At 72.3% G+C, this 23,459-nt stretch carries 21 protein-coding genes and 1 tRNA gene; 7 read left to right on the top strand and 15 right to left on the bottom strand.

Annotated elements, in window-relative coordinates; all coding sequences use genetic code 11:
• The first annotated feature begins 19 nt into the window (after nt 1-19).
• Nucleotides 20-256: a hypothetical protein gene (locus ABTZ03_RS03005; protein ID WP_350511085.1), complete on the top strand. Its 237-nt coding sequence runs from the start codon at nt 20-22 to the stop codon at nt 254-256.
• 55 nt (nt 257-311) lie between these two features.
• Here ABTZ03_RS03005 and ABTZ03_RS03000 read toward each other — a convergent pair whose 3' ends face one another.
• Nucleotides 312-1,106 (bottom strand): FHA domain-containing protein, encoded by a 795-nt coding sequence (locus ABTZ03_RS03000; protein WP_350511084.1) that lies wholly within the window; start codon nt 1,104-1,106, stop codon nt 312-314.
• A gap of 144 nt (nt 1,107-1,250) precedes the next feature.
• Between ABTZ03_RS03000 and ABTZ03_RS02995 the strand changes: the two genes are divergently transcribed.
• Nucleotides 1,251-2,921, top strand: a complete 1,671-nt coding sequence (locus ABTZ03_RS02995; protein ID WP_350511083.1) for a protein kinase domain-containing protein — start codon at nt 1,251-1,253, stop codon at nt 2,919-2,921.
• A 275-nt stretch (nt 2,922-3,196) separates the two neighbouring features.
• On the top strand, nt 3,197-3,475 hold the full coding sequence (locus tag ABTZ03_RS02990; protein ID WP_350511082.1) for a chaplin: 279 nt from the start codon (nt 3,197-3,199) through the stop codon (nt 3,473-3,475).
• A 397-nt stretch (nt 3,476-3,872) separates the two neighbouring features.
• Here the strand turns inward: ABTZ03_RS02990 and ABTZ03_RS02985 are convergent, their stop codons facing one another.
• From ABTZ03_RS02985 to ABTZ03_RS02955, 6 genes are all read right to left on the bottom strand, one after another.
• A complete protein-coding gene (locus tag ABTZ03_RS02985; RefSeq protein WP_350511081.1) occupies nt 3,873-4,172 on the bottom strand; it encodes a helix-turn-helix domain-containing protein in 300 nt (99 codons plus the stop codon).
• Nucleotides 4,173-4,449: 277 nt separating this feature from the next.
• Nucleotides 4,450-5,655 carry a sensor histidine kinase gene (locus ABTZ03_RS02980; protein ID WP_350511080.1) on the bottom strand — a complete coding sequence of 402 codons (1,206 nt, stop codon included), beginning with the start codon at nt 5,653-5,655 and terminating at the stop codon, nt 4,450-4,452.
• A complete protein-coding gene (locus ABTZ03_RS02975) occupies nt 5,652-6,311 on the bottom strand; it encodes a response regulator (RefSeq protein ID WP_350511079.1) in 660 nt (219 codons plus the stop codon). The genes ABTZ03_RS02980 and ABTZ03_RS02975 overlap by 4 nt, the downstream gene beginning before the upstream one ends.
• A 232-nt stretch (nt 6,312-6,543) precedes the next feature.
• Nucleotides 6,544-6,795 (bottom strand): hypothetical protein, encoded by a 252-nt coding sequence (locus ABTZ03_RS02970; protein WP_350511078.1) that lies wholly within the window; start codon nt 6,793-6,795, stop codon nt 6,544-6,546.
• Nucleotides 6,796-6,937: 142 nt separating this feature from the next.
• Nucleotides 6,938-7,396, bottom strand: a complete 459-nt coding sequence (locus ABTZ03_RS02965) for a hypothetical protein (protein WP_350511077.1) — start codon at nt 7,394-7,396, stop codon at nt 6,938-6,940.
• 1,805 nt (nt 7,397-9,201) lie between these two features.
• A tRNA-Val gene (locus ABTZ03_RS02955) sits at nt 9,202-9,273 on the bottom strand.
• Between the two features lie 110 nt (nt 9,274-9,383).
• On the opposite strand from ABTZ03_RS02955, the gene ABTZ03_RS02950 reads away from it, so the two are divergent.
• Both ABTZ03_RS02950 and ABTZ03_RS02945 read left to right on the top strand, forming a co-directional pair.
• Entirely contained in the window at nt 9,384-10,784 is a 1,401-nt protein-coding gene (locus ABTZ03_RS02950; RefSeq protein ID WP_502894371.1) for a coiled-coil domain-containing protein, read from the top strand.
• Between the two features lie 28 nt (nt 10,785-10,812).
• Nucleotides 10,813-11,025, top strand: coding sequence for an FmdB family zinc ribbon protein (locus tag ABTZ03_RS02945; protein ID WP_350511075.1), 213 nt, complete (start codon nt 10,813-10,815; stop codon nt 11,023-11,025).
• Nucleotides 11,026-11,032: 7 nt separating this feature from the next.
• Here the strand turns inward: ABTZ03_RS02945 and ABTZ03_RS02940 are convergent, their stop codons facing one another.
• The 3 genes from ABTZ03_RS02940 to ABTZ03_RS02930 all read right to left on the bottom strand — a co-directional run bounded on the left by ABTZ03_RS02940 (nt 11,033) and on the right by ABTZ03_RS02930 (nt 15,830).
• The gene (locus ABTZ03_RS02940; protein ID WP_350511074.1) at nt 11,033-11,890 is read right to left on the bottom strand and encodes an HAD family hydrolase; all 858 of its coding nucleotides are present in this window, start codon (nt 11,888-11,890) and stop codon (nt 11,033-11,035) included.
• The gene (locus ABTZ03_RS02935; RefSeq protein WP_350511073.1) at nt 11,890-14,454 is read right to left on the bottom strand and encodes a phosphoribosyltransferase; all 2,565 of its coding nucleotides are present in this window, start codon (nt 14,452-14,454) and stop codon (nt 11,890-11,892) included. The genes ABTZ03_RS02940 and ABTZ03_RS02935 overlap by 1 nt, the downstream gene beginning before the upstream one ends.
• A gap of 182 nt (nt 14,455-14,636) precedes the next feature.
• Complete coding sequence (locus ABTZ03_RS02930; protein WP_350511072.1) at nt 14,637-15,830, bottom strand: HpcH/HpaI aldolase/citrate lyase family protein; 1,194 nt, start codon at nt 15,828-15,830, stop codon at nt 14,637-14,639.
• Nucleotides 15,831-16,255: 425 nt separating this feature from the next.
• Between ABTZ03_RS02930 and ABTZ03_RS02925 the strand changes: the two genes are divergently transcribed.
• Nucleotides 16,256-17,563 carry a TerD family protein gene (locus ABTZ03_RS02925; protein ID WP_350511071.1) on the top strand — a complete coding sequence of 436 codons (1,308 nt, stop codon included), beginning with the start codon at nt 16,256-16,258 and terminating at the stop codon, nt 17,561-17,563.
• A gap of 108 nt (nt 17,564-17,671) precedes the next feature.
• Here ABTZ03_RS02925 and ABTZ03_RS02920 read toward each other — a convergent pair whose 3' ends face one another.
• Nucleotides 17,672-18,427, bottom strand: coding sequence for a Tellurium resistance (locus tag ABTZ03_RS02920; RefSeq protein WP_350511070.1), 756 nt, complete (start codon nt 18,425-18,427; stop codon nt 17,672-17,674).
• Nucleotides 18,428-18,796: 369 nt separating this feature from the next.
• On the opposite strand from ABTZ03_RS02920, the gene ABTZ03_RS02915 reads away from it, so the two are divergent.
• Nucleotides 18,797-20,044 (top strand): DUF2637 domain-containing protein, encoded by a 1,248-nt coding sequence (locus ABTZ03_RS02915; RefSeq protein WP_350511069.1) that lies wholly within the window; start codon nt 18,797-18,799, stop codon nt 20,042-20,044.
• Nucleotides 20,045-20,158: 114 nt separating this feature from the next.
• Here ABTZ03_RS02915 and ABTZ03_RS02910 read toward each other — a convergent pair whose 3' ends face one another.
• The 4 genes from ABTZ03_RS02910 to ABTZ03_RS02895 all read right to left on the bottom strand — a co-directional run bounded on the left by ABTZ03_RS02910 (nt 20,159) and on the right by ABTZ03_RS02895 (nt 23,452).
• Nucleotides 20,159-21,253 carry a DUF475 domain-containing protein gene (locus ABTZ03_RS02910; RefSeq protein WP_350511068.1) on the bottom strand — a complete coding sequence of 365 codons (1,095 nt, stop codon included), beginning with the start codon at nt 21,251-21,253 and terminating at the stop codon, nt 20,159-20,161.
• Between the two features lie 183 nt (nt 21,254-21,436).
• Nucleotides 21,437-22,015, bottom strand: coding sequence for a TerD family protein (locus ABTZ03_RS02905; RefSeq protein ID WP_350511067.1), 579 nt, complete (start codon nt 22,013-22,015; stop codon nt 21,437-21,439).
• 206 nt (nt 22,016-22,221) lie between these two features.
• On the bottom strand, nt 22,222-22,797 hold the full coding sequence (locus ABTZ03_RS02900) for a TerD family protein (RefSeq protein WP_350511066.1): 576 nt from the start codon (nt 22,795-22,797) through the stop codon (nt 22,222-22,224).
• 196 nt (nt 22,798-22,993) lie between these two features.
• The gene (locus ABTZ03_RS02895) at nt 22,994-23,452 is read right to left on the bottom strand and encodes a peroxiredoxin (protein WP_350511065.1); all 459 of its coding nucleotides are present in this window, start codon (nt 23,450-23,452) and stop codon (nt 22,994-22,996) included.
• Between the last annotated feature and the right edge of the window lie 7 nt (nt 23,453-23,459).

The raw sequence follows: 23,459 nt of genomic DNA, 5'->3' as shown, positions 1-23,459 counted from the left end.
GACCGAGAAAGGCCCGACCATGCCTGCGGAATCCACCCGTGACATCCACACCGGAGACGTCTCCGGCACCCTCATCGTGGGCGACAACAACCACGTGAAGAACACGACGGATCGCCCCGAGCAGCCGAACCCGCAGCCGCAGCCCCAACCGCGCCAGCAGAACACGGCCGAGGACCAGGCAGCCGTCTTCGCGGTGGAGCAGGGCACCCTGCACGTCACCTACAACGCCCAGGCCGAGCCCCAGACCGAGCACTGAGAACACCGCGCGCCCCGGCCGAACCATCGACCGGGGCGCGCGAACCGTCCGCCGCTCAACCCCGTTCGGGCAGCAGCTCCAGGTCCTGGGCGTTCAGCGTCGCCGTCCTCAGCAGTTCCCTGATCAGGTTGACGCTGAGCACCGAGCCGACCGGCTCGCCGACCTCGTCGCGCGTCAGCCCGCGCACGCCCCGCCGGCGCAGCCGCTCGCGCACGTCCTCGACCGTGTTGGCCACCGACTTGTAGGTCCAGGACTTGGTCGCGTAGGGCGAGGCGTTGACCAGCCGGGCGGTGTCCTCCCAGGCCAGCGGGAGCGGGAAGGCGTCCTGGCCCTCCAGGTACCGCCGGGCGAGCGCGGTGAGCACCAGCCGCTCCTGCGGGGAGAGCGCGTAGACCGTCTCGGGAGCCGCGGTCTCGGCGCTGCTCGTGGAGCGGGGGTGCAGGTCGTCCCCGTCCACGACGCGGACCTCGACCAGGTGGGAGCGCCGCTTGGACGAGTTGATCACCAGTGGGGTGTATCCGGGCCCGATGATCCGCTTGTGGCCGCTGAGCATCAGCACGCCGTCGGGCAGTTCGATCGGCAGGTTGCCGGTGTTGACCAGCCACCAGTCGCCGTCCGTGGCGGCGCGGCTGAAGACGCCGTGCCGACGGCTGACGGTCGGGTCGTCGACGCCGACCGGTACGTGCACGTCCTCGCGGTCGCGCCCGAACAGCAGGGCGTACCGGCGCGGCGGCACGGCGTACCCGCCCTCCGGGCCGATCACGAAGATCGTCCCGGGCGGCGCCGGGGGCACCCGGTCGGAGGGACTGCCCGGTGGCAGCATCTGGGGTGGGAAGTTTCCGTACGCCATCTCACATACCTCCGCCTCGAATCGCGCCAGCGAGTGTACGAGCGCACCGGGAGGACCACTCCTCCCGCCGACATGTGTGCCCCCTCCTTGCGGAACCGTCAACTCTGTTTGCCCACACTCCACTTGCTCGGTAACCTGCCCGCCGTGAGCACGATCAGCGGGCGCGATGCTGCGATCGACAGCATGGTCGCCGAACCACTCGGCCCGGGCGATCCGCAGGAGATCGGCAGCTTCAGCGTCATCGGCCTGCTCGGCACCGGCGGCATGGGCGAGGTCTACCTCGGGGTCTCCGACCGGGGCTACGCCGCCGTCAAGCTCGTCCGGCCGCGGCTGGTCTCCAGCGAGCGCTTCGAACGGGAGGTCGGCATCCTCTACCGGGTGCCGTTCGGGGTCGCGCCGCGGGTGCTGGCGAGCGACGGCACACCCGAGCGCCCGTGGTTCGCCACCGAGTACGTCCCCGGACTCACGGTCGACGAGGCGGTCCGGCTGCACGGGCCACTGCCCGCCGAGGCGCTGTGGCTGCTGCTGGCCGAGACGGCCGCCCAACTGCGGGCCGTCCACGCCGCCGGCATCGCCCACCGCGACATCAAACCCGCCAACGTCATGCTGGTGCGCGACGGCGTGAAGCTGATCGACTTCGGCATCGCGCGCGCCGCGGACCAGGCCCGGCTCACCAGGAGCGGTGACGGCTACGGGACACAGGGCTTCTCGGCACCCGAACAGCAGGCCGGGGACGAGGACGTGGCAGCACCCGCCGACCTCTACGCGCTCGCGGCGCTCCTGCTCCACGCCGCGTCGGGCCGCACACCCGGTGCCGTCCCCGACCTGGACCGGCTGCGCGCCGTGGACCCCGACCTCGCCGCCCTCCTGGCGCCCTGTCTCGCCACCGACCCCGCGGCCCGCCCCACCGCCGACCGGATCGTCCAGGCGACCCACACCCACCGGCCGACCCCTCCCCCGCTCTGGCCGGCCGCGATCCTGACCCGCATCGACGCACGACGCGCCTTCGCCGAAACGCCGGTCGGCAAGCTGGGGACCATCCCACCACCGACCACGAACACGGACCCACTCCCCGCACCACCCCGCCGCCCGCGCAAGCGCTCGTTCCTCATCCCGATCACCGCGGTGATCGCCCTCGGCGCGGCCGCCGTCTTCGCCCTCAGCCCCTCCACGTCCCCGCAGCACCCCGCCAGCCCGCCGGTCACCGGCCAAGCCCTGGCCGGAGTGACACCCGCCCCCTCCACCAGCCCCAGCGCCTCACTCTCTCCCTCACCCTCACCCACCGCCGACGCCCCACCCCCGCCCTCGCCCACCCCGGCCGACACCGCGCGAGCCTCCTCCCCGACCCCGAGCCCGCGCCCCTCGACCGCCACCACCACCCGATCCGCCACCCGCCCCCCGGCCACCCCGCCCGACACCACCCCCGCCACCCCCACCGCGGCCACCCCCACCCTCACCTCCTCCTCGATCAGCGGCATCAACGGCAGCGACGACCCCGCCCAGGTCAAGGGCTCCGAGGCGGACACCAGTTGGTTGGGCAACGACGCCGCCTGCTCCGCCTGGCTCGACGACAACGGCTCCGGCTCCCTCGCAGGCGTCCTCAACACCTCCCTGAACCAGAGCTGCGTCGCCGAACTCTCCCGCAGCGACGGCTTCACCTACACCTTCCGCGCCTCCTGGGGCGCCACGAAGACGAGCCCCCTCCCCGCCACCGGCTACACGGTGTGGATCTGCGTCCGGAACGCCAACAACCCCTCCGCCGAACAATGCTCCCCCCGCTTCACCATGACCGGCACCACCCCAACCCGCCACTGACCCACCCCCACACCCACCCAGCACAAGGCCCTCGACCCCCTGGACCGGCTGCTCAAGCAACACCACGGATCTCAGCCCGAGATGCCAGAAGGCCCGCAGCATGATCGCTGCGGGCCTTCTGTGCCGGTGGGCGCCGACGCGCTGGTCGCGGCGGTGCTTTCGCTGGCGGTGCTCGCCGTCCCGACCACCGCCGATCCGGCGCGCTCGCCGTCCGTGTCCGACGCGCCCTCGGCGTCCGCGGCGACTCGTCGGACATCAAGGCGGCGCTTGAGGCGATGGGCCTGACGACGGTGGAGCACGGCGGGCTGTTGGACGGCGGCCACCTCCTCGCGGCCGAGCAGGCCGGTGAGGAGGAGAACCTGCCCGTCGTCACCAGCACCGGCAGCCGTCGCAGCTCCACCGCCAAGGGCGTCGCGTCCGGATCCCCGGGCGTCCTCTCCGGCAACCAGATCCAGATCCCCGAGAGCGTCGAGGTCAACCGCTGCGGCAACAGCACCGTGGGCGTCGTCAGCATCTTCGACCCGGCCTACGGCAACGTCTGCGCCAACGCCTGAGGTCGATCCTCGACGTGAGCCGGCCCCCGTCCACCCTCGGACGGGGCTGCACCACGGTCACGGCCTCTGTGCGGCCGTCCGCCACCGAAGCGGTGGCGGACGGCGCCGAGCGGGACGAGCAAAGACAGATCGGCAGCCGGTACATCCGATCTCGGTACGCGATCCGTGGCACGCCCCTTGCGGTCCAGACCCGAAGCGGTGCGGGCGCCAAGCCGGCCCCTCAGCCCAGCGTTTGAGCGACGGCAGGACAGCACCGTTCCGAGAGGATACTGAGCAGGGGCGCACGACTGGAGCCCCGGGACGGGTCAGCCGACGTGGACGATGGTCGTCCGACCGAGTTCCAGGCCGTACGAGCGGTGGGGACGGCGGGGCCTGTGCGCGAAGGCCCGGCGCTGATTCAGGCCGCCGCCCCCCGAGGGCAGAGCTGGTCGTGTTCCAGGATTGCCACCAGGGCGGCCTCCAGACGCGACCGTACCCCGAGCTTCTCGAAGAGGTTCGAGACGTGCTTCTTGACGGTACGTTCGGTAATCCCCAGGCGCACGGCGATGGAGAGGTTCCCCAGCCCCGTAGCCAGCAGCAGGAGGACGGTGGCCTCCCGCTCCGTGAGGGCGGACAGGTCACGCGGGAGCGACAGGGCCGTAAACGTGGCCGGGTTGCACGGGCAGACTGCGGGAACAGGCGGCCCGGGTCGGCTCATCGGTGCGGTATTCCGTTCATCGAGGACACGCACCCGAGCCCTGGCGAACCGAGGAGAGGGGACGTTGTGCGGGAAAGACGGGCGAGTGCGGCCACCGCACCGCCTCTCGCGCCCGGCGGTCGTGCTGCGCTCACTCATCGTAGGCGGCCGGAAGGCGCCGGACCCGGATCCGGGCGGCTGGACCCGCCCCGCCGGTCGGCCAGTGTTCTCCGGCCGGGTGGCGGGCCTCGCGGGTGCGCCCGCGCAACGCCTGCGGGCCGACGTTCAGTGCCGACGTTCAGTGCCGACGCTCGGGCAGTGCGACGTGGACGCGGTAGCCGCCATCGGGGGTGGGGCCACTGGTCAGGGTGCCGCCGAGGTTCTCGGCCCGCTCCCGCAGGCCGACGATTCCGGTGCGGGAGCCGGGTAGCCGCAGCCCCGCACTGGTCGCGGGCGTGTTGGTCACCGTCACCTCCAGTCCCGATCCCGGCTGACGGACCTCAACCACCGCGCTCGCGCCGCAGGCGTGCTTGCGCACGTTGGTCAGGGCCTCCTGGACAATCCGGTAAACGGCCCGTTGCACGGTCGCGCTGGCGTCCTCGGGGACCTCGCCCACCAGACGGGCGTCCAGGCCGCTGCCCGACACCAGGTCCGCGAGCTGCGCCGCCGTGGGCTGGGGGGTGATCTCGGTGTCCTGACTGCCGCAGGCCCTCAGCAGGGTAACCATGTGCCGCAGTTCGTCCAGCGTGGTGACGCTGAGCTTGCGGATCGTACGGGCGGCCTCCCGGGTGTCGGCACTGTCGGAGCCGACCTGGAGAGCGCCGGCCCGTACGGCGATCAGGCTGACCTGGTGTGCGACAACGTCGTGCATCTCCCGTGCCAACTGCGTACGCTCGCGTGCCAGCACCGCCTGCGCGTGCAGCTCTCGCTGATGCTCCTGGGCTTCGCACAGCTCCGCCATGCTCCAGGCCAGCTCTCTGCGGCTACTCACCAGCCGCCCCAGGGCGACCATCGCACAGGCGGCGAAGACCGTTCCCTCCAACTCGTAGAGGGAGAACGACGGGCCAGCCAGGGGGTCCGCCGGAAGCCGGGACACCCGGTAGAACTCGTAGAGATTGGCCACGACCACATACGCCACCGCGCCGCCCACCGCGCCCCGCAGCGAGCGCTCCGCGAGCGTGAAGACCGCCACCAGCACAGCGACCAGGTGGTAGTGCATCGTCACGACCATCACCGGGAGCAGCAGGACGAGCAGCAGGACCGGGCACCGCCTGCGCAACAGCAGCAGCGCGAACGCGGCCGCAGCGCCCAGACCCACCGACACCGGATCCAGGTAGACCACCGTGTGCGGCTGGCCCCCACCCACGAAGAGCACCCGCTGGGCACACACCACGGCATCGACCAGCGCGGCACCCACCAGCAGGCCGTCCACCGCCCACGGCGGCAACGGCCACGCGTCCTGCAACCATGCCCCGGCACGCCCGACACGCCCGGCCGCACTCACGGGGCCGTGTCCTCGTCGAGCAGACCGGCTCGCTGCGCCCACAGCGCGGCCTGGACGCGGTTGGTGACCACGAGTTTGGCCAGCAACGCGCTGACGTGGTCCTTGACGGTGCCTGTGCTCAGGTGAAGCTGCCGGCCGATCTCGATATTGGACAGGCCCTGCGCCAGGAGCAGCAGGACGGTGCGCTCGCGCTCGCTGAGTCCGGCGGCCCGCTCGGTGTCGGGTCCCGGGTCGTGGTGGTGGCGCAGGTAGCCGTCGACCACCGCGGGGACGATCTTCGGAGCCAGCACCACGGCGCCCCTGACGAGGGACCGGACGAGGGGGGCCAGATCGTCAGGGTCCGTGTCCTTGAGGAGGTAGCCGCACGCGCCCCGGCGCAGGGCCTGGGCGATGTACTCGTCGGAGTCGAAGGTGGTCAGCATCGCCACCACGGGCGGTTCGGGAAGACTCCTCAGCTGACCCAGGAGGGTCAGGCCGTCGACGTCCGGCATCCGGACGTCCAACAGCACGAGGTCCGGTGCACCCGCAGCAACGGCCGCCAGGGCCTGCCCTCCGGGGACCGCGGCGACCACCTCGATGTCCTCGGCGGCGTTCAGGATCAGGGCGAAGCCCGAGCGGACCAGTGCCTCGTCGTCCACCACCACAACCCGTATCACGCCTGGCCCCGCCCCTGCCGTGCCGTTCCGTCGGGTCCGGGCGATCGTGTGGCACCCGTCCCGGCGCCGCGAACCCGGTGCGCCGCCCAGAGGATAGCCGATCGCACCCGATCGATCCCCTGGCGAGGCCGCAACGGCCGGTGCCGGAACTCCTCCGGCAGACAGGTGGAACCAGCCGCCGGCAGGCGAGGGCCTGGACGGACACGGCCTGTCGGGCGAGTCGGGTGGCGCACTACAGCGGCAGGCCGTAGCGGACGACGGCGAGCGAACCGATGACCGCGGCCGCGACGAGGCAGCTGATCCCGCCCGGGCCGGGACTGCGTCGTGACCGCGCGCAGAAAAGCAGTCCCGTGACCGTCAGGACGAGCCCGACCCCGAGGCACGGCCAGCCGATACCGTTGCGGACACTCTCGGAGCCGAACTTGAACAGGGGGAACGTCACGGCGAGCAGGGCCATGGGAACCGCGAAGAACTTGTCGACCACGGTTGAACCCGACCGCTGCGGTCCTCGCTGCGCTTCTCGGTCTGCCACTCTCTCCACCTTCTCCGTTCCTGTCCTGAATCCGTCACGGAGTGCCTGCCCCTCCCCCAGGCAGGAGCCGGGGGAGGCAGGCACCGGCCGCCGCCTACGGAACCATCTTGATCAGCTCTTCGAGGACCCAGGTCTGGGTGCTGCTGCTCAGGGCCCACCAGGCGGCCCGGACGGCCCAGTTCTGGTTCTTCATCCAGCTGTCGAAGGCGCTCTTGCCCTCCTTCGCCTTGGAGATCGCGCCCTTGAAGAGCCCGGGCGACTTCTTGAGCAGGCCGATGAGCTTCTTGCCCGCCTCGCCCTTGGCGCTGAACCCGGAGACACCCGACGCGGCGGCGTTCTCCTGCTGGGCGTCCCGCACGATCTCCTCGGAGAGGAGCCGGATCTCGGCGAGTTCGGCAGCGCTGAGCTCAACGGCCGCGCCGTCGGCCACCGAGACGGCGGCCGGCACCGGGGCGCCGGAACGGGGCTGGGCCGCCATGGCGAGCGGTGCGGCCGCCGTCAGCGCAGCGGTGGCGACGACGGTGGCAGCGGCCATCCGCAGATGAGTACGCACGGTTCCTGATTCCTTCCATCACATGCCGGGAGAGCAGGCGGATTCTCCGGTACATCCGGTCCTGTCCCTACTCTCTGAGGGTGTGTCCGGCAGTGGGCAGAAGTCTCGCCAGTTCGTGAGCGGACGGAAAGTGGACTTCAGGGCCGGTGTACGACGGTCCACCGGTGATTCTCAGGCAGATCACTCTGCGAAACAGGAGAAGGTAGACGAGCCCACGAGTTACCCCTCCAGTTGCAGGACGCCGCCACGGGCCTGTGCCTGATGGGCGACGTCGGCGGCAACGCGTTCACCGTCCCGTGCCGTGGCGCCGGAACGTGGGAGTCACCCTCGTCCTCTGACCGGGCCCTCGCGCGCGGTCGGGTGGTGCGGCCCGGAGCCGGCTCCGCACCACAGGGCGCCGATTCAGCGGTGGAAGACCCGGAGTTCGCGGACGCTGTCGTTGAAGCCCGCACCCAGATCGGGGGTCGGGAGGTCCGTGGTCTTCTCCAGGCCGAGGTTCGACCACAGTTGGACGGCGCTGCAGTTGTTGTAGCCGATCAGCGAGGTGACGCTCAGTTCAGCCTTGGGGAAGTTGCCAAGGTGGTAGCCCGCCTCGCCGCAGCCTCCTGCGGCACCGTAGAAGGAGTAGTCGATGCCACCTCGGCCGGCGCACCGCCGAGGTAGTGGCCCAGCGTGGTGGCGGCGAACAGGCCGCCGGGACGCAGGGCGCGGGCGGCGGCCGGCAGCAGCAGCAGCAGGCGAGGGTCGGCGAAGTCAACGGCCCCGAATACCGAGTAGACGACGTCGTACCCACCGGGCAACCGTCCAAGTACTCCTACTGATCCCGAGCCCGACGCCGGGCTCCGCGCGCACCCTGCTGCCCGGGCCGCCGACCCCACCGCCCACGGCCGATTCACTGGCAGCAGGGCCACAATCGCCTCCGACTCCCGCCCGCGCAGGCGGATCCGTTCTTCGAACCGTGCGAAGCGCTGCTGTGCACTGACAGGCCGGTGCAACACTGGCGGGTCGTGCCCGACCAGCATTTCCAGCGGCGTCGCAGCCACTGCTGCCCGTAGTGACCCAACCAGAGCCCTGCCGGCCCCGACCGAATTCCAATCCGGTTCGAGGGCGATGGCAAGGCTACCTGTGTGATCTTCGGGTGCCGGTTGCGCGGCCGGTGGCCCGGGCCGGACGGAGTCGGCCGATACTCCGGGCGTCGGGGCTGTCCGGCCCCCCGGTTCCCCAGTTCCCCGAGAGGTTCCCCTGGCTGAGGCTGTCGGCGATGGTGAGCGGCGCTGGCGCAGCATCGCGGCGGCCCCGTGGGCCGGCGGTCTCAGCGCGGCACAGGGCTGCCATGAGGGCGGGTCAGGTGCGCTCGGGGAGGCGGCCGGCAGGGCAGTGGTATCGCGGTCGGCAAGAGGGCGTCGGCTAGGACAGCAAGCCAGCACCGCAACAGGTGCCGGAGTCGCCGTGATCGGTTTTTGCCGTGTGTGCTGAATGTGTGCTGGAGGCTCCCGCACCTTCGGTTGCACCCAGCCTGACCTGCGACTTCACATAGGGCCAGAGGGACGACCCGCAGTCCGTGTGAGCAGAGGTCGCACAGAGCGGTCAATTGACCAGAAGACCTACCCTGACCTGCTGTCTCTCCAACGAGAAGCCCTGATGCGGGCCTGAGTCCCGCCTTCTGGGGGCAGCTGTCATCATGAGCACCAAAGTGGCTCTGACCTGCGGCGATACAGAACAAGGGCCAACGTTGCCACAAGCGCGAGGGCAAAGAATACGCGCCCCGATTGTCCGTTTCGACCCGAAAATATGTCCGTTATGTGTGGGCGCGGACGGTTTCGAACCGCCGACATCTGCTTTGTAAGAGCAGCGCTCTACCACTGAGCTACGCGCCCCCGGCGTGGCCCGGTGGGCGCACGACGAGTGCCCAGGGTACCTGGTCCTGGGAGCTGGTGTGGCGCCGGGCGAGGGCCGGGGTGCCGGTGGGGAGGGGGGATCGGGGAGAATGGGCGCGGATCAGCCGGGTCGGAGCAGGGAGCGCGCAGTGGCGGTGGCCGGCGGGAGCGGGCGGCGGGCGGGGAGTGCGCTGGGCGAGGCGCTGGTGTTGCCGGTGGTGCTGGCGGGTGCGTTGGGGGCGGTGGTGCTGGCGTCGGCGGGCAGTGGTGGCTGGTGGGGGCGGCGGGGCGGCGGGGACGGTGTGCGGGCGGAGGCCCGGGAGGCGCGGGCCGCGGCGCAGGAGGCGTTCTACGAGCTGGACGAGACGCAGCGCGAGTTGCAGCTGGCGGTGGAGACCGTCCGAGCCGCCGAGGAGGGGGTGGCGGCGGAGCGGGCGCTGGCCGAGCTGCCGGCGATCTCGGGCCGGGTGGAGCAGGTCACGGTGAACTACCTGGCCGCGCTGGACGCCCACGATCTGGACCGTGAGGAGTTGGACGCCGGTTCGGCCGCGCAGGCCCGTCGGCTGCTGGCGGACGTGCAGGGTCAGCTCCGGTCCGCCCGGGCCGAGCTGTCGGACTTCCTGCGCCGCCTCCAGCCCGTCCTGCAGCACGCCGAGCAGCAGCTGATGCGGGTCACCCCGGCCGTCGAGCAGGCCAAGCGCGCGCTGCTCGGGGCGACGACGACGCTGGACGAGGTGCGCGGCGCGGGGCTGCGGGCCGACGACCTGGCCGCCCGGCTGGCCGAGCTGGCGCCGGAGCTGGGGCGGCTGAACGAGGGTGCGGCGCGGCACGGGGTGGCGGCGACGCTGCACCGGGCCGAGGAGGTCCGGCGGCGGGCGGAGGCGATCACCGCGGACGCCGCCCAGTTGCCCGAGCGGGCCCGCGAGTTGGACCGGCGGGTGTCCAGCCTGCGGACCCGGATCCAGGCGCTGGAGACCAAGGCGGCGACGGTCGATCCCGCGCTGAGCGAGCTGCGCCGCCGGTTCAGCACCGCCTGCTGGCAGGACCTCCAGCGGGTGCCGGAGCAGGTCGCCGAGGCCGGCCGGGCCGCCGAGCGCAAGCTCGCGGAGGCCGCCCGGGCCCGGGACGAGCAGCGTTGGGCGGACGCGACGGCGGCGATCGGTACGGTCCGCGCGCTGTTGGACACCGCGGACGGCTCGGTGGTCGCCGTGAACGACCGGCTGCGGCAGTTGAACGAGGTGCAGCACGACCCGACCCGGGAGGTGGAGCGGGCCCGGTTCGCCGTACGGGACGCCCAGCGCCTCGCGATGGCGGGCCGCACCGCGCCGGACCCGCGGCACGCCGCCCCGCTGGACGAGGCGGTGGCCCGGCTGGACCGCGCGCTGGCGACCCTCCAGGCGGCCGGCCGGCACCCTGACTACTGGCACTTCCTGACGGAGCTGGCGGCGGTACGGGAGACGGCGGCCCGGGTGATCGGCATGATCCGCGGAGATCTCGGCCAACAGCGCTGAGGCGACCGGCGCTCGGTACCCTGCCGGTATGCCACGCTACGACTTCCGCTGCCGCTCCTGCGGCGCCACCTTCGAGCTCCGCCGCCCGATGGCGCAGGCCAACGACCCCGCCGTCTGCCCGCAGGGCCACCCGGACACCGTGAAACTGCTGTCCACCGTCGCCGTCACCGGCGCGGCCGGCGGCGCGCCGCAGCAGGCCCCGAGCGGGGGCGGCTGCTGCGGCGGCGGGTGCTGCGGCTAGGGCCCGGCTAGACGGACGGGGCCGGGACGGCGGCGAGGAACCGGCGGACGATCTCCTCCCCCGCCGTCACCCCCACCTCCGGGAGGGCGGTGACGCCGGGGGCGGTCCACCCGCGGTCGGCCAGTTCGCCGTGCCCCGGCCGCCATCCGGCGTCGGCGGCGAGCAGCAGGTCGGCGTCCAGCAGCGAGTCCCCCGCCGCCAGCACGGTGCCGGCGCCGCTGCGCCGGACGGCCTCGGCGAGCGCGGCGCTCTTGGTGAGCGGCTGCGGCACCGCGTACACCTTGCGGCCCTGCAGCGAGATCCGCCAGCCCCGTTCGGCGCACCAGCCGGTCAGTTCCGTCAGCCAGCCACCGGGCAGCCGGTCGCGCTCGACGACCAGGTAGACGAACCGCTCGTCGGCGATCCGCCGCTTGTGGGTCCACTCCGGGTCGGCGCTCAGCGCCAGCCGGTGCACCACCTCGTCCAGCGGCGCCGAGCCGGCGGCGATCCGCGCGGTGATCTCGCGGCGCCAGTCCGGGTCGGGTCGGTCGTCGACCAGCAGCTGGCCGCCGTTCGCACAGATCGCGTACGTCGGCCGCGGGCCGGGCAGGTTGACCCTCCGGTACTGCTCGACGGTCCGGGTGGTGGCGGGGGTGAAGCGGGCCCGGCGGCCGAGTTCGGCCAGCAGGGCGGCGGCCCGCTCGGTCAGGTAGGACAGCGGCCGCCCGTCCAGCAGCTCGACGCAGAGCAGCCGTGGCGCCAGGTGGTCCGGCCCGGACAGGGCCAGGGCCCGGTCGGAGTAGATGAGCGTACGGTCCAGGTCACTGGCCACCAGCACGTCGGCGGCGGCATCAGGGCCACCGACAGGGCCCGTAGCACCGGCCATCAGGACTCCCTCCCCACCGTCGGGGCAGCCGCCACGGCCCGCCCGCTCGCGCCCGTCGCCCCCCGACTGTACCGGGGGTGAATCAACCCCACGCAGCTGTACGGCAGTTCGTCCACCTCCTCGACCGGGACCCCGCGCTGCGCGGCGAGCAGCCGGACGTGGTCGAGGTCGGCGCCGACGCCGCGCCGGGCCAGCACCCGCCAGGGCACCCGGCGCAGCAGCACCCGGGTGGTCTCGCCGACCCCCGGCTTGACCAGGTTGACGTCGTCGATCCCGTACTCGGCGCTGATCCGCTCCACGGCGGCCCAGCCGACCCAGTCGGGCGTGCGGTCCGGGTCGGCGGCCAGTCGGCCGGCCTGCTCGACCGCATGAGACCGGACCGCCCCGAACCGGGCGGACACCGCGGCGAGGAAGTCCTCCGAGACGTCGCCACCGGCCAGCTCGGCGTAGTGCTTGGCCCCGTGGAAGTCCTCGGGGCCGATCAGCCCGGCCCGCAGCACGGTGCGTGAAACCAGCCCGGACACCGTGGAGTTGAGGCAGGCGGAGGGGATCAGGAAGTCGTCCCGGGTGCCGTACGTCCGGACGCAGCGGCCGGGGTCGGCGAGCACCGCGAGGTCCGGGTCGAAGCCGGTGTCGGCCAGCGCGGCGGTGAGTTCGCGGGTGATCGCACCCTTGCCGGTCCAGCCGTCCACGAACACCACGTCGGCCGCCCGGTGGTGGGCCGCCAGGTAGCGCAGGGCGACCCGGTCGATGCCCCGGCCGCGGACGATCGACACCGCGTAGTGCGGTACGTCCAGGCCGTGGGCGAAGGCCAGCCAGCGGCGGACCAGGATGCCGACCGGCGTTCCCGCCCGGGCCAGCGAGGCGAGCACCAGGCCGGGGCCGCGCTCGCGCAGCAGCGTCTCGGCGACGGTGCCGACGGCCAGCGCGATCCGTTCGGCGGAGCCGTGCAGCGCCCGGTGGAACAGCTCCTGGTACTCGGGGCTCGGCGTGTACTCGACCGGCAGCGACTCGGCGTAGTGGGCGCCGCCGTTCTGGACGGCCTCCTCGCGCTCCTCGGTGGGGGCTTCGAGCGGGACGGCGGAGAGGTCCTTGAGGAGCCAGGCCACCTCCTCCGGCCGGTACGAGGAGAAGGCCGGTCCGTACAGCGGGGCGGGCAGCGACGGCCGGCCCGACGACGGCTGCGCGGGCACCTGCGAAGGCGACTCCGTAGGTGCCTCCGAAGGCGCCTGCGCCTGCGCGGGCCGGTGCGAGGGCAGCACCGCGAGGACCACCCGGCCGGTGACCTGCCGCAGCTGGCGCAGCAGCGCGTACTCCCCCTGGTGCAGGGCCGGCGTGTCGGCTACGTCGTCCACCACCAGCACCACGGCGTCGAAGCGGCGGACCCCGTCGGCGCCCGGGGCGACGTTGTACACGTAGCGCTCGCGCGAGCTGCCGTCCTGGGGGTCGTCGTGGGCGGGGAAGGCGAGCCGGGTGCGGATCGCGTAGCCGGGGTCGTCCACGGCGAGGACGGGCGAGCGGGTGGTGGTGGAGTAGCGGACGCGGTCGCCACCGAGCCGCTGGGCGAGCGCCTCGGCCAGCCGCAGCGGCGCGTACATCAGCTCCTCGAAACCGAGCACCAGCACCCGCTCCGCCGCCGCACCCGCGGGAACGGACGCCTCCACACCCGGCGCATCCGCTTCCAACGCCGCCGCCAACTGCCCCGCCAGAGCGGGCAGTACGGCGTCGAGCCGCTCGCGGTCCCGCGCGGTGAAGCCGTGCCGGCCGCCGTCCGGCAGTCCGGCGGGCCAGTCCAGTCCGACCCGGACCAGCGGGGCCGGGTCGGCCGCCGGGGGCGGGGCGGCCGGGGGCACCGAGGCGATCAGCCGCTCGGCGCGCGCCACGATGTCCTCGGGCAGGGCGACGCCACCGCTCGCGGTGGCCACCACGTCCAGCCGGACGCCGAGTTCGGCGGCAGCCGCGGCCAGCCGGCGCCGGTCCTCGGCCGAGCGCAGGTCGACCAGGGTGACCACCAGGTAGTGGTCGCGCGGGTGGCGGCCGTGCAGTTCACGGAGGGTGTTCAGGACCGTCCGGCCGGTCGAGAGCTCGTCGTCGACCAACACCAACGGGCCGTCGCCGCTCAGGAGTTGGGGGTCGGAGGGGAGCAGCAGGTGTCCGGTGGCATGCGAGTGCTCCTCCTCGAAGCCACCGAGCGGCGGGATCCCGGGGACGGGACGGCGGGTGGAGTGCAGGTAGGGCGCGTCCAGGCCGTCGGCGACGCTGTGACCGAGGCCGGTGGCCGTCTCCGCGTAGCCCAGCACCACGGCCCGCGCGGCCGCCTCGGGGCCGAGCAACTCGCGCACCCTGCGGCCGAGTTCGAGCCCGGCACCGTGCACCACGGCGGGCCGCTGCGGGACGTGCTTGCCGAGCACGCTGGAGACCAGCAGGTGGGCGCGCCTGGGGTTGCCGGAGCGCAGGGCCAGGCCGACGAGTTCGGGCAGCCGCTCCGACCCGGTCAGCGCCACCCCGGCCCGCTCGGCGACCCAGCGCCCGGTCCACGTGCTCTGCTGTACTGCTCTCTTCACTGCTGGTCCCGCCTTCGATGGTGCTCGGGTCTCGGGTCTCGGGTTCTCGGGTGCTCGGGTGCTCGGGTCTCGGGTCTCGGGTGCTCGTCGGTCTCACCCGCGTCGGTCGGCCGGTTCACGCACGCCGTCCGGTCGGTTCGCAGGGCGATCAGCCGCCACGACCACGGCCACAGCCACAGCCGTCAGCCGCACAGACAGGCCGACAGCAGCTCCGCGAAGCTCACGTCCTCCCGGGCGACCCCGAAGACCTCCGCCCGCAGCAGCACCCGCTCCGCCCAGGCCCGGTGCGGCCGGGCCTCGTTCATCTTGTTCGTGTACGCCGAGCGCAGTACCCCGCCGCCGCCCTGCTCCTGTCGGAGGATGTCGCGGGCGTCGCAGTACTCCTCGTGCGTGACCACGGAGAGCGCGTGCACGGCCGGGACGTGGCTGGGGTGGATGCAGGTCTTGCCCAGCAGGCCGTTGGCGCGGTCGAGTTCGATCTCCCGGATGAGGCCGTCCAGGTCGTGCTCGATGATCCGGCGGCGGACCTCCTCGCCGGAGGCCCGGGCGGTGCCGGCCGAGGCGGCGAACGGGGTGCGGCGCAGCTGGGGCTTGAACATCCGCTCCTGCACCGGGAAGTACTCCCAGACCGGTCCGGTCACGGTGTACCCGGTGCCGTCCGCCCGGCCGAGCACGTTGACCACGTCCCCGATCGCCGCCGCGACCAGCGCCACGTCGTACGCCGTGAGGTCGGGCGAGCGCCGCAGCCCGTACGCGGAGCAGAGGTCGGTGACGCCGAGCCGCACGGCGAGCACCCGTTCACGGTGGTCGGCGAGCAGTTCGGCGATGCCGAGGAGGTGGGCGCGCCTGGTCTCCAGGTGGGCGAGTTCGGGCGACTCCAGGACGGGCATGGCGAACAGCCGCTGCCCGGCGGCGGCCTCCGCGGCGGCGAGGGCGGTCAGGTAGGCGCCGCCGCTCTGCGGGGTGAACTTGGGCAGCACGAAGCCGCTCAGCAGTCCGACGGCCGGACCGAGCCGTTCGGCCAGGTCGAGGATCTGCTCGGCGGCGCGGACCCTGATGAAGAGAAGGGGGTGTTCCTGTGTCGAGTCGGTGAAATCATTGACCAGGTCTGTCAGCTGCTCGATCAGGTTCCGCTCGCCCGCGTCCACCTCGTGGTCGGCGATCGCGTCCTCCAGGCAGAGCACCATCGAGACCACGCCCCGCGCGGCCTGCTTCCGGATGTCGGCGGCCAGGACGGGCCTGGTGGCGGGGCTGTAGAGGGTGCCGCCGAGGGCGGTGGCGAGCACCGCGGGCTCGCTCCGCGCGGTGAACGTCCGCGGCTGCTCCAGGAACAGCCGGGAGCGGACGTCGTCGGCGAGGTGGCCGAAATGGCGCAAGGTGCCCTCCTCGGGATGGTCGGCCCCCGGCCCGCGGTCCCACCTGGTCGTACCCGGTCCCACCCGGTCACACCGCGGACGGACTCCCCCACCGGCCCCGGAGCCGGCCCCCGGAGACCTGATCGAACGCCCATCGTACGAACGGTTTCCGGCCGTTCCCGGCGTCGGGGCACTGAACTCCCGGAACATCCGGTATGACTCCCGGAACGTCCGGTCCGACCTCCGGTCCGACGTCCGGTCCGACGCCCGGAACGTCCGGTCCGGGTCACGGAACGCGCCGGGTCCGCTCGGACCCGTCACCCGACGATCGGACGGACCCCGCCCGCAAACCTCGATCCGGCGCAATTCTTGGCAAAGTCCGCCCCCGCACCGACGGTCCCGGTCACGTTGTCCGAAGGGGTGGCGAACAGGCAGGATGGTCCGCTATGACGCACGTGATGGCCAAGGGCGCCAACATCGCACTGCCGGCGGCGGCGGTCCGCGCCGTGCTGCGCTGGAGCGCCACGCCCGGTGCGCCGGACGTGGACGCATCCGCGCTGCTGCTCGGTGCCAACGGCAAGGTCCGTTCGGACGCCGACTTCGTCTTCTACAACCAGCCGCGGCACCCCTCCGGGATGGTGCGCCACCTGCCCAAGCAGCACACCTCCGGCGGCGCCGAGATCATCGACACGGTCGAGGTCGAACTCGCCAAGCTGCCCGCCGAGGTGGACCGGGTGGTGCTGGCCGGATCCTCCGAGGGCGGCCCGTTCCGCGCCGTCCCCGGGCTGCGGCTGCTGCTGTTCGACACCGCGAGCGGTGAAGGCGCGCCCGCGCTGGCCGAGTTCGCGATCGCCGACGCCGAGAACGTCTCCGCGCTGGTCGCGGGCGAGCTCTACCGGCGCAACGGGAGCTGGAAGTTCCGGGCGATCGGCCAGGGCTACACCTCCGGGCTGATCGGCCTGGCCACCGACTTCGGCATCACCGTCGACGACGAGGCGGAGGATCCGGCTGCCCCGGCAGCCCCGGCGGCCCCCGCGTCCGCCACCACCGCGACGCCCACCGGCGCGGTCGACCCGCGCGCCAGCGCCACCCCGCTGCCCGACCCGCGTTCCGAGACCCGGCCCGAGCCCGGCACCTTCACGCTGACTCCGGCCGTCCCGCACGCCCAGCCCCCGGCGCAGTCCCCGGCCACTCCCGCCGCCCCGGCTCCGACCTCGACGCCCGCGCCCGTTCCCGCGTCCGCGTCCGCGTCCGCGCCCGCCGCGACCGGCCCGGCCACCACACCGCCCGCCGCACCGTCGACCCCCCCCCCGCCGGTGGCCCCGCCCACCGTGCCCCCGAACGTCCCCCCGGCCCCGCAAGCCCCGCCCGCGCCGCCGGCGCACCGCCCGGGCGGCTACGGCTACCCCCAGGCGCCGCACCAGCCGCAGCACCAACCCCAGCAGCAGCCCGGCACCGGGTACGGCTACCCGCAGCAGCCCCAGCCCGCGACCGGCTACGGCTACCCGCAGCCCAACCAGCCCTACCCGCCGCAGCCCCAACCCCAGCCGGGCACCGGCTACGGCTACCCCCAGGCGCCGCACCAGCAGCCGCACCCCGGCAGCTACGGCTACCCGCACCAGCAGCAGCCCGGCACCGGTCAGCAGCCGCCCGTCCCGCCGCAGCCCCCGACCTCGGCACCGGCACCGGCACCGGCGCCGACCGGCGAGGAGTTCGCACTGCCCCCGCAGGGCCCGCAGTTCCAGCCCCACTGAGCAGCCGACACCAGGGCCCCACCGAGCAGCCGACACCGAAGCCCCACCGAGCCCACACCCGGTAGGGCCCGCCCACACCCGGTAGGGCCCCGCCCGAGCCGGGGGAGCTCAGTCCCCGCCCCCCGGCTGCTGCCCCTTGTACCCCCGCTGCCACTGCATCCCGAAGCCGTACAGCCGGTCGATGTCCGCCTGGAACCCGTTGACGTACCGCACCTCGCGACGCACCGTCAGCTGGTTGTCCCCGCCGTTCTCGATCAGCACCACCGCGCAGGAGCGCGCCGCCCGGGCCCGCTCGTCCAGCTTGATCTCGATCCGCGGCCCGGTCTGCGGCACGATCGTTATCACCGCGTGGGTCTGCTCGAAGGCCGGGGTGCCGTCGTAGATGTAGACGAAGATCAGCAGCCGCTTGAACTTGTCCTTCTTCTCCAGGTTGACGTACATCGTCTCGCCGGACGGCGCCCCGTACTGGTCGTCGCCGCTGAGCTTGATGTACGGCGCTTCCCGGAGGTCGCCGAAGAGTTCGCCGAGCGGCTGCACCACGCCCCGGGTGCCGTCGGAGAGTTCGTACATGCAGGCCAGGTCGAGGTCGACGTTCAGCTGCTCGTTGCTCCCCGGCGAGTCCGGCTCCAGCGGGCGGAAGATCCGCGGGCTGAAGAACCGCTTGACGGTGTCCCGGGTGCTCGGCCGGTTGGCGCCGGAGCGCATGGTCCAGTGCAGGTTGACGTAGAGGTAGCCGGTGGTGGCGGCGGAGCCGGTGATCGCGTGCTGCGGCGCCGACTTGGTGAGCGTGACCTTGTGCTGCCCGCCCGGGTTGTCGAAGGTGTAGCTCTTGTCCCCGCGCAGGTACTCCCAGATCGAGACCATCCCGTCCTCTCCCCCTGCCTCCGCGGCCGGGTCCGGCCGTCTGACGATCCGCCGGTCCATGATCGGGCATCCACCCGGCCGACGGATACCCGGACTTCCCCTTTCCCTACCCCGCCGGGGTGTTCCCGCGCAGCCGTGCCCCGAACCGGTGGGTCGATTGGCCCCGGGAAGCCGCCCTCCCGTAACATGCCGCCCCTTCGGACGCGATATCGTCTAGCCGCACAGGTGTCCCGTCCGCCCCTGCGCGGGCGCGGTGGGCACGCCGTGCGGTGACGAACGAACCGTCAGGCGGTGCCCGCACGACGGGGCCTGACCGCCTGTGTCGCACCGTGTACCTGTCCCCTGCGGAAACCCGAGGCCCGACCCGCAATGAACCTGACCTCCATACAGCTGGTCTGGACCGTCGTCGGCGGCGCAGCCCTGCTGTTCGTCGCCATCCTGATGGCGACGCTGCGATTCAAGAGCTCGAAGAAGGACGAGGCCGGCGACTCCTGGGAGCGCAGCGAGGAGCGTCGCCGCCGCAAGGAGATGATCTACGGCATCTCCTCGTACACCCTGCTGTTCTGCTGCGCCGGCGTCGCGGCCGCGCTGTCGTTCCACGGTCTGGTGGGCTTCGGCATCGAGAACCTGGGCCTGTCCAACGGCTGGGAGTACCTCGTCCCGTTCGGCCTGGACGGCGCCGCGATGTTCTGCTCGGTGCTCGCCGTCCGCGAGGCCAGCCACGGTGACGCCGCGCTCGGCTCCCGCCTGCTGGTCTGGGTGTTCGCGATCGCCTCGGCCTGGTTCAACTGGGTGCACGCCCCGCGCGGCGACGGCCACGCCGGTGCCCCGCAGTTCTTCTCCGGCATGTCGATCTCGGCGGCGATCCTGTTCGACCGGGCGCTGAAGCAGACCCGCAAGGCCGCCCTGCGCGAGCAGGGCCTGGTGCCGCGTCCGCTGCCGCAGATCCGCATCGTCCGCTGGCTGCGCGCCCCGCGCGAGACCTACGCGGCCTGGTCGCTGATGCTGCTGGAGAACGTCCGCAGCCTGGACGAGGCGGTCGAGGAGGTGCGCGAGGAGCGCCAGGCGAAGATGGACGCCAAGGTGCGCGCCCGGTCCGCGGACCGCCGCGAGCGGGCCGAGCTGAAGGCCATCTCCCGCCAGGGCGGCATGCTCTCCCGGGCCCGCGGCGGGCGTCAGGTGCCCGCGCTCACGGCGGCCGGAGACGGCCCGAGCGCTACGGAGCCTGCCCTAGCCGCTGGGAGCGACCAGGCCACCTCCACCACCGCGCAGGACCGCTACACCTCGTCGAGCCCGTCGAGCTCGTCCGCCCCGCTCGGCTCGTCCGCCTCGGCCGGCCTGCGGGAGTCGGCCTCCCTGGACTCCGGCTACCGGCCGCGTGCCGCCGTCGGCTCGTCCTACTCCTCGACGTCCTACTCCTCGACCTCCTCGGCCTCCTCGACGTCCTCGACCTCGTCGGCCTCGGGCTCGGCCTCGACCTCGGGCTCGACGGACCCGCTGTCCTCGTCCTACCGCAGCTCGACCATCGACCTGACGGCCGACGACGACACCCTGTCGATGCCGAAGCTGGACTCGCTGGAGCGCAAGCTGCGCGCGATCGAGCAGCAGCTGGGCTGACCCCGGCCCGAGGGCCCACGACGGAGCAGCACCACCGCAGGAACAGAGCGGACGAACACGAAGCGGCCGCCCCCGGGACGAACCCGGGGGCGGCCGCTTCGCACAGTCGACGAACTACCGTTCGCTGCCGACCAGTTCCTTTTCCTCGCCGGCCCCCGCACGCCGGTTGCGCAGGATCGAGGAGCCCAGGGCCAGTCCGATGAAGGCGACCCCGATCAGGCCGGTGACGATCTCCGGGATGTGGTACTTGATCCCGACCAGCAGGATCACCGAGAGCGCGCCGATCGCGTAGTGCGCGCCGTGCTCCAGGTAGACGTAGTCGTCCAGGGTGCCCTTGCGGACCAGGAAGACGGTCAGCGAGCGGATGTACATCGCGCCGATGCCGAGGCCCAGGGTGATCTGGAAGATGTCGTTGGAGACCGCGAAGGCCCCGACCACGCCGTCGAAGGAGAACGAGGCGTCCAGCACCTCCAGGTAGAGGAAGAGGAAGAACGCGGCCTTGCCGCCGACCTGGAGGATCGACTTGCCGGCCTTCTCGGCCTCCTCCTCGCGCTCGGCCTCCTCCTCCAGGCCCGATTCGAAGATCGAGGAGAGGCCGCCGACCGCGAGGTAGGTGATCAGGCCGAGCACCCCGGCCAGCAGAACGGTTTCGGCGTGCTCGGCCGCGAGGAAGCGCGAGGCCAGCACGAGGGCGACCAGGGCGACGACGCTGGAGAGCGCGTCCAGCTTGCCGACCTTCTCCAGCGGGCGCTCCAGCCAGCCCAGCCAGTTGTGCTCCTTCTCGTCGAACACGAAGTCGAGGAAGATCATGAGCAGGAAGACGCCGCCGAAGGCCGCGATGGCCGGGTTGGCCGCCTCCAGGTACTGGCCGTAGGTGAGGCCGTCGTGGGTGTGGTCGGAGTGCAGCGCGAGGTCGATGACCGTCGCCGGGTTGAGCTTCGCGGTGAGGCCGACCACCAGCAGCGGGAACACCAGGCGCATCCCGAAGACGGCGATCAGCACACCCACCGTCAGGAAGATCTTCTGCCAGTACGGGTTCATCCGCTTCAACACCGTGGCGTTGACCACCGCGTTGTCGAAGGAGAGGGAGATCTCCAGGATGGAGAGGATCAGCACGATGCCGAAGCCTTGGGCTCCCCAGAGCAGTCCGGCCGCGATCAGGCCCAGGGCGGTGATCGCGAACGACCAGCCGAATGTGCGGAGGAACACGGGAGTTGGCTACCTTTCGGGTTCTGGCCGTGTCGGGGGCGGCCTGGTCCCGAGACGCCTGACCGGGCCGGGCCCGGTCAGGTCACCCCCGCACTGCCCTCTGTTCTCATGATCGTTCGGTCGTTGACCATTGATCGTCTGATCGTCGATCGATGTCGAGTGCGATAAGTCCGATTTACGCCCTTACTGTACGTTGACGCCGAAGTCGAGCGCGATCCCGCGCAGGCCGGAGGCGTAGCCCTGGCCCACCGCGCGGAACTTCCACTCGCCCGCGTACCGGTACAGCTCGCCGAAGATCATCGCGGTCTCGGAGGACGCGTCCTCGGACAGGTCGTAGCGCGCGATCTCCTGGCCGTCGACGGAGTTGACGACCCGGATGTAGGCGTTGCGCACCTGTCCGAAGTTCTGCAGCCGGGCCTCGGCCTCGTAGATCGAGACCGCGAAGACCACCTTGTCCGCCTGGGCCGGGACCAGCTCCAGGTTGACCAGGATCAGCTCGTCGTCACCCGTGTCGTCGCCGCCCACGAGGTTGTCGCCCTGGTGCTCCACCGAGCCCTCGGGGCTCTTGAGGTTGTTGTAGAAGACGAAGTACTCGTCACCGAGCACCCGTCCGCCGCCACAGATCAGGGCACTCGCGTCGAGGTCGAACGGTGCGCCCGTGGTCGAACGGGCGGACCAGCCGAGGCCGATCCGGACCTGCGTCAGGTTCGGCGCGGCCTTGGTGAGCGAGACGTTCCCGCCCTTGGCGAGCGTGACCACCATGGTGTTCTTCCTCCCTTGCTTCTCCCGGGGCGCCATACAGGTTTAGTCCCCCGCGGCCCCGGCCGGCCCGCTTCGGCCGGCTGAACTTCCTGAACTCACATCCTCGCAGCGCACCGGGCCCCGACGAAGCCGGGGCGGCCCCGGACCTCGAAAGGTCCGGGGCCGCCCCGGGAGGAACGCGCAATTCCCTTGCGCCGCAGGAGGACTCAGACGTTGACGCCGAAGTCCTGGGCGATGCCGCGCAGGCCGGAGGCGTAACCCTGGCCGATGGCGCGGAACTTCCACTCGCCGCCGTTGCGGTACAGCTCGCCGAAGACCATCGCGGTCTCGGTGGAGGCGTCCTCGGAGAGGTCGTAGCGCGCCAGCTCCACGTTGTTCGCCTGGTTCACCACCCGGATGAACGCGTTGCGCACCTGGCCGAAGTTCTGGCCGAGGCCCTCGGCGTCGTAGATCGACACCGGGAAGACGATCTTCTGCACGTCGGCGGGGACGCCGGCCAGGTTGACCTTGATCGCCTCGTCGTCACCCTCGCCCTCGCCGGTGCGGTTGTCACCGGTGTGCTCGACCGAGCCGTCCGGGCTCTTCAGGTTGTTGAAGAACACGAAGTTCCCGTCCGAGGCGACCTTGCCCTGCTCGTTGCAGAGCAGCGCGCTGGCGTCCAGGTCGAAGTCCGTCCCGGTGGTGGTGCGGACGTCCCAGCCCAGGCCGACGATGACGGCCTGGAGCCCGGGGGCCTCCTTGGTGAGCGAGACGTTGCCGCCCTTGCTGAGGCTGACTCCCACGTGTCCTCCAAGAATCGGGAGGCACGGTCGGTGCCCCCGGTGGTGCGGTTCGGGGCGCGCCCGCCGAAATCGGACGTACGCCCCACTCCGCCAACGGCCCGAGCGTAGTGCCGGGTTCCCGCACGCACGGCCGAACGGGCGGGACGGGAGGGTCGGCCGGGCCGGGCGGGGCCTCCCGCGGGGCCCGCGACGGGCCTCAGAGGGCGGCGAGGACCTTCAGGTACTCCTGCTCGTCCCGGGCGTCCGGGAGGCCGTTGACGACGCTCCAGCGCACCGTGCCAGCCTTGTCGATCACGAAGGTGCCGCGCAGCGGGCAGCCCTTCCGCTCGTCCAGCACGCCGTACGCCCGGGCGACCTCGCCGTGCGGCCAGAAGTCGGCCAGCAGCGGGAACTCCAGGCCCTCGCGGTCGGCGAAGACCCGCTGGGAGAACTGGGAGTCGCAGGAGACGCCGAGCACCTGGACCTCCTCGTTCTGCAGCCCGGCCAGCTCGCGCTGGATCGCCCCCAGCTCGCCGGTGCACACCCCGGTGAAGGCGAACGGGTAGAAGACCAGGACGACGTGCTTGGCGCCGCGGAAGTCGGCCAGCCGGACCGTCTCCCCGTGCTGGGTGGTGAGCTCGAAGTCCGGAGCCTGGGTGCCGACCTCGACGGCCATGAGCGGG

Source organism: Kitasatospora sp. NPDC096077 (assembly GCF_040303245.1).
Taxonomy (GTDB): Bacteria; Actinomycetota; Actinomycetes; order Streptomycetales; family Streptomycetaceae; genus Kitasatospora.
The sequence above is the reverse complement of the archived record's forward strand: the minus strand, read 5'-3'. Positions and strand labels throughout refer to the sequence as shown.